The sequence below is a fragment of the Thermococcus sp. genome, assembly GCF_015523185.1.
GTDB lineage: Archaea > Methanobacteriota_B > Thermococci > Thermococcales > Thermococcaceae > Thermococcus.
On the sequence record NZ_WAKV01000039.1, the window covers coordinates 1 to 9785 of the forward strand.

Sequence of the window (9785 nt, forward strand, 5' to 3'; positions counted from 1 at the left end):
AATCCCAAGGTAATCAGAGGCCTCCTCGACGGCCTCGCGGGGATTATCCGAGAAAGGTCTCAGTTCGACCTCGTACAGCTCTTCAATCGCTTTAACAAGCTCCTGAACCCACCACTCCTCAACGTAGTTGGCAGGAAGGAGGGTCTGGTTGTTCTCCACGAAGTCGCCGAAGTTGACCAGGGCGTCCCCAACGTAAAGAATCTCCTCGACGTCGTTCCTGACCTTTAAAGCCGTCTCGTAGTCGTCGACCCTAATTACAGAGCCGTCCTTGAGCTTGACTATAGGCCCCTCTATGGTGGTTGCTGGGGTCACGATACAGCCCTTTCCGGGCCTTTCCGTCTTCATCTGGGTTCCAATCGCTATGAACTCGTCGAGAATAATCATTGTCGCCGGATTGACACTCCACGTGGCGAAACCGCTAACACGGGAACGGCCGTATCTCAGCCTGAAACCGCCGTTTGTAGAAGGCTCGGCGAAGAGTGGCCTCCCGCCGATTATCTCCTTGGTGTACTTCTTGTTGGGAGCGATGTTGGCCCTAAACCTCTCGTAGAGCTCGTAGTAGAAGCCCTTCTCAACCTTTTCGGCCAATTCTTCACTAACCCCAGAATCTTCAGCCTTGGATTCACTCGATTTGGAATCTTCCGCGCCCTTGCCCTTCTCCTTAGCCTCAACGAACTCCTTTATCCAGTCCCAGCCCTCTATCCCCATCTTGTCTATGTATTTGACCAGCTTCTTGGCCTTCTGGAGGACGCCCTCTGCAAGAACTAGGATAGCCCCACCGCGAAGGTGGTTGGTCTCAACGCCGGGAACGTTCCTGTGACTCACCTCGACCTTATCCGTCTCTTCACCCGTTATCTCAATGGGGATGTTCTTCATGGCCAGCCTCACTTCTTCGGGTTCCGGATGGTATTGCAATCTCGTAACGGCCCTGTGGTAGAGGTCAACCTCCTCAACCATCCTCTCTATATGCTCCTCGCTCGGCTTGAACCGGTCGAGGCCGAGCTTCTTCCTCACGTAGTCTCCAACCAGAACGCTCAACGCCTGGGCCGTTCCGCCCGAGCTCCTTATTGGACCGGCGTAGTAGAGAGCGAGGTATTCGCTCCCATCGGCCCACTCGTTGCGCTTGATTTTAACGTCGGCTATTCCTTCCAGAGGAGCTGAGACTATTCCCTCGGTGAGTATCGCGAGGGCAGTTCTCACGGCCTGTTCCGCGTACTTCTCCTTGCTCCCCAGGTCGCCGAACTTGCCCTCAATGATTTCATCAACGACCTTGAGGGCCGCGAGCTCCTTGCCGTATTCCTTCACCAGGGCCCTAATCCTCTCGGCAACGCCCTTGGGCCCAACGAGGCTCTCGACACGGCCAGCCATGTCAGTTGCCTGGGGAACCTCGACCTCTAGACTCGGGTCCTTACCTTGGGCCCTCGCCCTTCTCGCTATCTCATAGGCCCTGTCAATCTCGCGCTGGAGGGATTCGAAGTAGGCTCTCATTTCAGGCGAGTAGAGCTCCTCGGACATCTCACACACCCTCACAGAACTGCTCAAAGCTTACAACCGCCCTCAAACGGGCCGTTTCAACGTCGATTATCGGAACCCTCGCGGGGGTAGGAACGATGTTGACCATCTTCTGGAACTCGGTCTGGGCCTGCCAGGTTCCGCTGTTTATGACGAAGACACCATTGTAAATCCGGTATTCCATAACGTGGACGTGACCGGCCTGGAATAGGTCCGGAACGGACTCTATGACGAGGGTATCCTCCGGGTCGGGAGCAATGGGAACCTTGTTGCCGAAGGTCGGCGCGAGGTGCCTAAGCTTGAGGAGGTCAACCATCGCCTCGGCCGGCCTGTGATGGCTCCTCTTGGGTATGAAGTCAACAACATCCTCGATTCCCCTTCCGTGGGCGATGAGAAACTCCCTGCCGTGGAGGTTTATCACAGCGGGGTTGCTTATTATGACGGCGTTCTTGAGCTTGTATATCGGCTTTGCGTACTCCTCATAAAAGCCCGGCTGTGGCAGGGCCGTCCTCGCGGCGTCGTGGTTGCCGGGGCCGATGAACATTGTTATATGCCCCGGAACGTTGCGGAGGAGGTTTGCCAAAGCTTCATACTGGTCGAAAATGTCTGGAATGGCCAGCTCGTTGTACTGGCCTGGGTAAATGCCGACGCCATCAACCACGTCACCGCCGAGTATCATGTACTTAATCCTGCTCACGAGTTCCTCCTCGGCCCTGCTGTTGACCTCGCCGTTGAGCCACTCAAGGAACTTCTCAAAGGCCTTCTCGCAGAACTTGTTTGAACCGACGTGGATGTCACTCAGCAGAATCGCGTAGACCTTCTCCTCAAGGGGTGGTTTTTCCCGCCTGAACTTGGGAACGTCGGGGAGGAAAACGCGGTTGGCGAAGAAAATACCCCTGCCAGGCTGACCGCGGAATGCAACGACCGAATCGGGCATTATCGCGTTGTAAACGTTCGAAGCTCTCTCCTTGTCCTTTCCGAGGAAGACCTTGATTCTGCCCGTGGTGTCTTCGACCTCGAACATGAAGCCCTTGGCCGTTTCCCTCTTGCTGTTAACAAGGCCGATTATCGTAACCTCATCATCCCTAACGTAGCTCAGCTTTGCAATGTCTATGACCGTCCCGATTTCAGGATTCTCTCGGAAGATTCTGCGCATCTTCTTGAGCCTCGATTTAAAATAGCTCGAGTAGGCCTGGATTATTATCTCGCCCTCCTTGCTCGCGGCGTTCTTCACCTTGGGGGCCTCGAACTTCACGTTCTTGACGTCAAAGGTTACCCTCCACTCGTCAGGGATTTCCTTGGCCCTATAACGGAAGCCCTCCTTGGGTTTTATCACGACGTCTTCGTAGGTAGAATAGCTCTTCTCGCCCTCAACGTCCTCCCCAACGTAAGCTATCGGAACCCCGTAGTCGCCGTAAACTATCTTTGGCTTCACACCGTTCCCGTTTTCGTAGTAATCCTCGCTATCAAGATAGCCGTTTCCATAGGCTTTGCCGTTTTCGACTTCCACTGGAAGGGATTCCCCAGGGGGGTTTTCTAATACCGACTCCAATATCTCCATGACCTCGTTTTCGGGACTTTCAGGCTCGGTGATTCCAGTGGAAATGAAACTCTCCCCCTCTGAAACATTCTCAATGGGAGCTTCTTCAACGACAGAGAAGGCACTAGACTGCCCCAAATTTACATTAGTTCCAGTGGAAACAAAGGTCTCATCGGAAGATTCAGGAAGCTCGCCACTATTTTCCACAGAAACAGAAACCGAAGGCCTGACCTCAGCGATGTCTCCAGTGGAAATAGAACCCGCTTCTTCGCCGGATTCCACTATACCCAAAGGCCCAGTCTCAGACGTCTCTTCCGTTAAAGCGGGCTCAGAAGTAGATGTTTCATCAGTTTCGCCCGTTTCCTCAGAGATTTCGCCAATAGAATCCCCAAAAGACCCTTTCATTTCGGGCCTCTTGGAGACCGGCTCAACGGGTTCTCCAGTGGAAACAATGCCCATCTCCAAGAGAAACTCCCCAGCTAGTGAGGAGTCTATAACAAAGGTACCTTTGGCCTTGGCAAACTTAATCAGCTCTGCCAACGTGAAGTCCTTCTTGTAGTGGGGTTCGAGGAGGTAGTAGGCGGATGGCGTTATCAGGTACTTGTTCTTGATTAAATCCTCGATTAACATCAGAACAACCTCCTCTGCTTGGAGAGGGTCAGCGTGAGGAGGCTCCTAACCTGCTCATCGTGGCGGTAGATGTTCTTCACCATGTAGGGAGTAACGTTCAGCCTTATCTCCTTTGTCCTCCCGTAACGTCCCTTGCTGACGACCTTGGCGTTAATGATTCCAAGCATATCCAGCTCGTTAATCAAATCGCTCACGCGCCTCTGGGTGAGGGGCTCAACGTCGAGGTGGTCGCAGAGGGATTTGTAAACGGAGTAAACATCGCCCGTGTTCGCCGGCAACTCGCCGTTCTCGTCTAGCATAACTATCGCGTAGAGGAGGACCTTCGAGTGGAGCGGAAGGGTCTTTATGACCTCCTCCATGGTGTCCTGCTCTATCTTTTCCTGAGCCTTCCAGACGTGCCTCTCAGTCACTTTGCTTGCACCTTCACGCTCCGCTATTTCACCGGCGACGCGGAGCAAATCCAAGGCACGCCTCGCGTCACCGTGTTCTCTAGCTGCCAAAGCCGCACAGAGCGGAACGACGGCATCATCAAGGACACCATCATAGAAAGCCTCCTTAGCACGTTGCATTAGGATGTCCCTGAGCTGGTTTGCATCGTAGGGTGGAAAAACGACTTCCTCCTCGCTCAAACTCGAGAGAACACGGGCATCCAGGTATTCTTTGAACTTGAGGTCGTTTGAGATGCCGACTATGCTTACCTTCGCCCTCGACAGTTCCGTGTTAATCCTCGTCAGGGAGTAAAGGATGTCGTCGCCACTCTTCTTGATGAGCTTGTCAATCTCGTCCAGGACGATTATAACGAAGCGCTCCTTCGCGTCTATAACCTCTTTCAGCTTGGCGTAGACCTCATCCGTTGGCCAGCCAACGAGGGGAACCTCAACTCCACTTTCCGCCTTGAAGTGGTTCACTATCCTCGCGAGAACGCGGTAGTGGGTGTCAACTATTTCACAGTTGATGTAGATGACCTCAACGGGAATGTTGTACTTCTTCGATATCTTTTTGAGCTCCTCGGTAACGAACTTCACGGTCACGGTTTTACCGGTGCCGGTTTTACCGTAAACAAAGACGTTGGAAGGAGTTTCTCCCCTGAGAACTGGAACGAGGATATGGGCGAGTTCATCAATCTGCTCGTGCCTGTGGGGGAGTTCCTTTGGAGTATAGCTGTGCCTGAGCACTTCCTTGTTCTTGAATATCTTCTTGGCGTGAAGGTACTTCTCGAATATCGAGGTCAGGTAGTCGTCACTGCCCATGGCTCCCATCTCCACCGGAAATCATACTCTCCGCAGGAATCATTGCCGAGAGAGACTTCATAGAGGCGATGAAATGATAGCAAATACAGACATGATTTGGATATATTTCAACATTTACCTGAATTTTGGGAGCTTCTCCCAGATTTCCACCGGAAGCACAGGATACAGTGGAAAGCATAGCAACTGCGGAGTTCGGGTTTATATGCCTTGTTGAACAGGAAGATGTAAAAAGACAACCAATGCATCAGAGGGTTGGTCTCAGAAATAACCTCTCTCGTCTTCCTCGGGAAGGACTTCTGATAATAAAGCCCGGGCCTCCTCTCTCGGCATCCCCACCTTGGAGATGAGAAACTCAAGAAGTTCCTCCCTGCTGGCGCCTTTTCTGAGCCTCTCGTAGACCATGGCAAGCACACGCTCCCTGAGGAGGTTCTCAAACTCGCTCTCAAGCCCCAGAGAAGAGACAGCAGAAAGAAGGCCAAACAGAAGGGCTGAGAGAGCATCGTTAAACTCCTTCTTCCCCAGCGTCGAGGAATCAAGGTCTACCGCCAGGTAAACGTCGTCGTTCATACCCATGAGGATGAACTTCATTAGGTTTATCTCGGCGTTCAGCTTTAGGAGAGCATGGTAAACCTTGAGCTTCTCGTCCTTTGTCATCGAGAATGTCTCAAGCCCCATGGAAACGAGCAAACGGATGAAACCATCACCAAAGGAGACCAGAAGGGTGAATGGCATCCTCGGATGTTCGGCCGCGTAAAGATTGGGCTCAAGCTGCTTAACTGCCCAGGGCAGGTCAATGATGTCGTTCGCCTCGTCGTTGCCGGAGCGCAACCACTCGAGAACCTTCTCCATCACTTCCATTGGAACCACCAGCTGAAATAGGGTGGTGGCAAATTAAGGGTTTGCCCCTCCAGAGGAAACGAGAAAGTTGAATGCCCAGGAATGTACACAAGATTTTGTATTTGGAAACCAGAAAGAAATTAGAGTTTTTTATTTCCACTGAAAGAAAAATGAACATAAATGGCTAGCCAATGGAGGGTATTAGTGAACTTAAAAGTTCAGAGTAGTTAAACAATAAAGGTTGCAATTTTATATGAAGTTAAACAGGATATATCCCCCCCAGAGTTTTGTTTCCAGTGGAACGGGTTTTTGGTAGCTTCCTGTATAAGATCGATTCAAAGTTGATAAAAAGCTCCCATCTTATTTGTTAGTGCCGGTTTTTATATTTTTCGATGAACAAACGATTAAAGCAACTATAATAAAATGGAAAAATCCTAAACAGCCTAATAAAAACTAGCCCAAATATCTTGAACAATTCAACAGTTACGTATTTAAACAACTCGCTTAAATTTCCATTACCTTTAACTACCCTCTCAAAACCGTCCATTTTCCGAAAGTGGGTTCCAGTGGAAATGAAACTCTGGGGGGTCTTTTCGATACTCATCGAAAAAGACCTTTATTTCCACTGGAAAAACTGTCTCCTGTAGTATCTTTAAGAACATCAATGGATGGTTCGGCACAAGGGCACCTTTTTAAGGTTCGAGTGGAAATGAAACCCATGCTCCCGGTGCCGGTGGTGAGACGGCTTTTGCGTGTGAAGGTCAAGGTGAGCCGGAACCGACTGATGCAGATAGCCGTTTCAGTGTTCGGACTCGCTTTAGTGTTCGCGGTTGCGTTTTCCTATTTTGAGAACGTGGATTTCTTCACGGCCTTCTACTGGGCGGTAATAACGATGGCGACGATTGGCTACGGTGACGTTACGCCTAAGACTGAAGCTGGACGGGTAGTTGCAATGGTTACCGCCGTTGCCGGAATATCAACGTTTACCGCTCTTGTTTCCCTTCTTGCTGAGAACTTCATCTCTTCCTCCCTCAGGAGGATGATGGGCATGCACCGTGTTAGGTATTCCAACCATTACCTCGTAATCGGTCGGGGGAGTAGTGTTTCAACGTGCGTAAACGAGCTCCTCGGTGCAATCGAGCGTGGTGAACTGAAGCTTGCCCTAATAGTTGTGGTCTTTCCAGATGAGGAAGAACGCAAGCGGGTCGAGCTCCCAGAGGAAGTGGAAGTTTTAATCGGTGACCCCACGAGCAGAGAAACCCTTGAGAGAGCCCGCGTTGATAGAGCCTCCCACATAATCCTGGCACTCGAGGACGACTCCAAGGCCGTTTTCGTCACTTTGATGGTTAAGAGGATGTCAAAGGCCAGGGTTTTTGTTGAGGTCCTGAGCGAGGACAGCGTCGAGCTCCTAAGGGGGGCAGGGGCCGATAGGGTTGTGGTTAGCAGGAGCCTCGCCGGAAGGCTCTTGGCCAGTTCGATTTTTGAGCCCGAAGTTGTTGACGTCATAGAGGACATAACCAGCTCCGTTGGGGGTTACGACGTTGCTGTGATGGAAGGAAATGCCTTTTGGGGCAGGCCCTATATGGAGGCCCTCCGCGAACTCAAGGAGCGGGAGGACGTTTTCCTCCTTGGTTACTACCACAACATGCCAGTCCTCAACCCTCCCCTTGAGGAGCCGATTCCTCCCGGGGCGAAACTGATAGTTCTGAGGGGCTCGGTTTCCATTGGAAAACTTCGATAAAAACGCCCATTACTGGTAGTTTTCTTTTTTCTGGGCTTTTCAGTAAAATTGGGGCCTTTATAAAGTTTGTTTTTCGAAACAGACGAAAGCCTTAAAAGTTTGGTCTTCGAGAGTGGGTGGGCAAAAAGTATATTAACCCCTCGGTTTTACTCTTGACAAAGGTATTTGGGTGAGTCTCATGGCCAAGAAGAAGGTTGAAGAGGTTAAGGAGCTTGAGGAGTTCGAGGAGCTTGAAATAGCCGAAAGCTCACCTTCATCATCAAAGAAGAAGGGGAAGGAAATCAAGACCCTGGAAGATTTGCCCGGCGTTGGCCCGGCCACCGCCGAAAAGCTCCGCGAGGCCGGGTACGACACCATCGAGGCCATAGCAGTTGCTTCTCCCCTTGAGCTCAAGGAAATAGCTGGAATAAGTGAAGGTGCCGCGCTCAAGATAATACAGGCTGCTAGGGAAGCGGCCAACATCGGAACCTTCATGCGGGCAGACGAGTACATGGAGAGGAGAAGGACAATAGGAAGGATTTCCACTGGAAGCAAAAGCCTTGACAAGCTCCTCGGCGGTGGAATCGAAACGCAGGCCATAACCGAGGTCTTCGGTGAGTTCGGTAGCGGAAAGACACAGCTGGCCCATACTCTTGCCGTCATGGTCCAGAAGCCCCCTGAGGAGGGCGGTCTTGGCGGTTCCGTCATCTGGATTGACACCGAGAACACCTTCAGGCCGGAGAGGATAAAGCAGATTGCAGAGGCTAGAGGCTTAGACCCTGATGAGGCCCTCAAGAACATTTATGTGGCTAGAGCCTTCAACAGCAACCACCAGATGCTCCTCGTTGAGAAGGCCGAGGAGATAATCAAAGAGAAGGCCTCAACGGACAGGCCCGTTAAGTTACTCATAGTGGATTCTCTCATGGCTCACTTCAGGAGCGAGTACGTGGGCAGGGGAACCTTGGCGGAGAGACAGCAGAAACTGGCCAAGCACCTCTCCGATTTACACCGTCTCGCTGACCTCTACGACATAGCGGTCTTCGTCACGAACCAGGTCCAGGCGAAGCCGGATGCCTTCTTCGGCGATCCGACGAGGCCCGTTGGTGGGCATATCTTGGCGCACAGTGCGACGCTCAGGATTTACCTTAGGAAGGGCAAGGCCGGAAAGCGCGTTGCTCGCTTAATAGACAGCCCGCACCTGCCAGAGGGAGAGGCCGTCTTCAGGATAACCGAGAGGGGCGTCGAGGACTGAGTGCTCTGACTTTACCTTTTTGGAATCCTGTGCTTCGGGCTTTTGTTGTTGGGTGGTTTTTGATTTCTCGCTCTTAAACACACTTTTTGGCTTTCTGGGGGTTTATCTCTCGCGCAGGATTGGGAGGAATATTCTCCTTGGCTCCCTTGTTTCTCTCCTTATCTTGGTTGTGGTGGGTCTTTATACTGGCAACCTTGCCTCTTATGAGAACTTTCTCATGCTCTCTGGCTTGAACGCCTTCTACAGTCTCGTTGGGATGTTCCTTTACCCTAAAAAATCAGAAACTGGGACTCCTGCTTCTTCCGCCTATTCTCGTGCCCATTGCCCACACCCTGCTCGTGGTGTTCCTCCGGATTCTCCGTTGACTTTTTATATTCCCCTTAACAATCCACTTCCCATGTCCAAAGTCGAGTTTAAAACCAACCCCTCTCCAGAGGAAATAAAGCTCCTCCTCGATTTGGCCATCTCCTCTGAGGGCATGCTCACAATCTTTGCTCGCTGTAGGGTTCACTACGACGGCCGGGCGAAGAGCGAGCTCGGTTCTGGCGACAGGGTGATAATCGTCAAGCCAGACGGCTCATTCCTGATTCACCAGAGTAGGAAGAGGGAACCGGTGAACTGGCAGCCGCCGGGGAGTGTCGTCCGCCTCGAGCTGGGGGAAAAGCCCGTTCTGGTCTCGGTTCGGAGGAAGCCGAGGGAAACCCTTGAGGTCGAGCTTGAGGAGGTCTACCTAATCACAGTCTTCCACGCCGAGGACTACGAGGAGCTGGCTTTGACTGGAAGCGAGGCGGAGATGGCGGAGTTAATCTTTGAGAGTCCGGAGGTTATAGAGCCCGGTTTCAGGCCACTCCACCGGGAGAAACCCATAAAGCACGGCATTGTCGATGTCCTCGGCGTTGATAAGGAAGGAAACATCGTAGTTCTGGAGCTTAAGCGCAGGAGGGCGGATTTACACGCGGTAAGTCAGCTCAAGCGCTATGTTGAAACACTTAAGGAGGAGCACGAAAACGTCCGGGGAATCCTCATTGCACCTTCCCTTACTTC

The 9785-nt window shown here is 51.9% G+C and carries 6 protein-coding genes and 1 pseudogene; 3 read left to right on the forward strand and 4 right to left on the reverse strand.

Translation table 11 applies throughout. The features are described from left to right. From F7B33_RS04585 to F7B33_RS04600, 4 genes and pseudogenes are all read right to left on the reverse strand, one after another. Window positions 1-1515: pseudogene (locus F7B33_RS04585) on the reverse strand (DNA polymerase II large subunit); the annotation flags it as partial. Between the two features lies 1 nt (window position 1516). After that, entirely contained in the window at window positions 1517-3682 is a 2166-nt protein-coding gene (locus F7B33_RS04590; protein ID WP_297073388.1) for a DNA-directed DNA polymerase II small subunit, read from the reverse strand. Beyond that, window positions 3682-4932 carry an ORC1-type DNA replication protein gene (locus tag F7B33_RS04595; protein WP_297062036.1) on the reverse strand — a complete coding sequence of 417 codons (1251 nt, stop codon included), beginning with the start codon at window positions 4930-4932 and terminating at the stop codon, window positions 3682-3684. Before F7B33_RS04595 ends, F7B33_RS04590 begins: the two co-directional genes overlap by 1 nt. A 258-nt stretch (window positions 4933-5190) precedes the next feature. After that, window positions 5191-5790, reverse strand: coding sequence for a DNA-binding protein (locus F7B33_RS04600; RefSeq protein ID WP_297062038.1), 600 nt, complete (start codon window positions 5788-5790; stop codon window positions 5191-5193). Window positions 5791-6487: 697 nt separating this feature from the next. Here F7B33_RS04600 and F7B33_RS04605 point away from each other — a divergent pair. The 3 genes from F7B33_RS04605 to nucS all read left to right on the forward strand — a co-directional run. After that, window positions 6488-7510, forward strand: a complete 1023-nt coding sequence (locus F7B33_RS04605) for an ion channel (protein WP_297073390.1) — start codon at window positions 6488-6490, stop codon at window positions 7508-7510. A gap of 178 nt (window positions 7511-7688) precedes the next feature. Beyond that, complete coding sequence (gene radA, locus F7B33_RS04610; protein WP_297073391.1) at window positions 7689-8741, forward strand: DNA repair and recombination protein RadA; 1053 nt, start codon at window positions 7689-7691, stop codon at window positions 8739-8741. Between the two features lie 397 nt (window positions 8742-9138). Then, window positions 9139-9785: endonuclease NucS (gene nucS / locus F7B33_RS04615; RefSeq protein ID WP_297073393.1), on the forward strand; the 647-nt coding region annotated here is incomplete at its 3' end.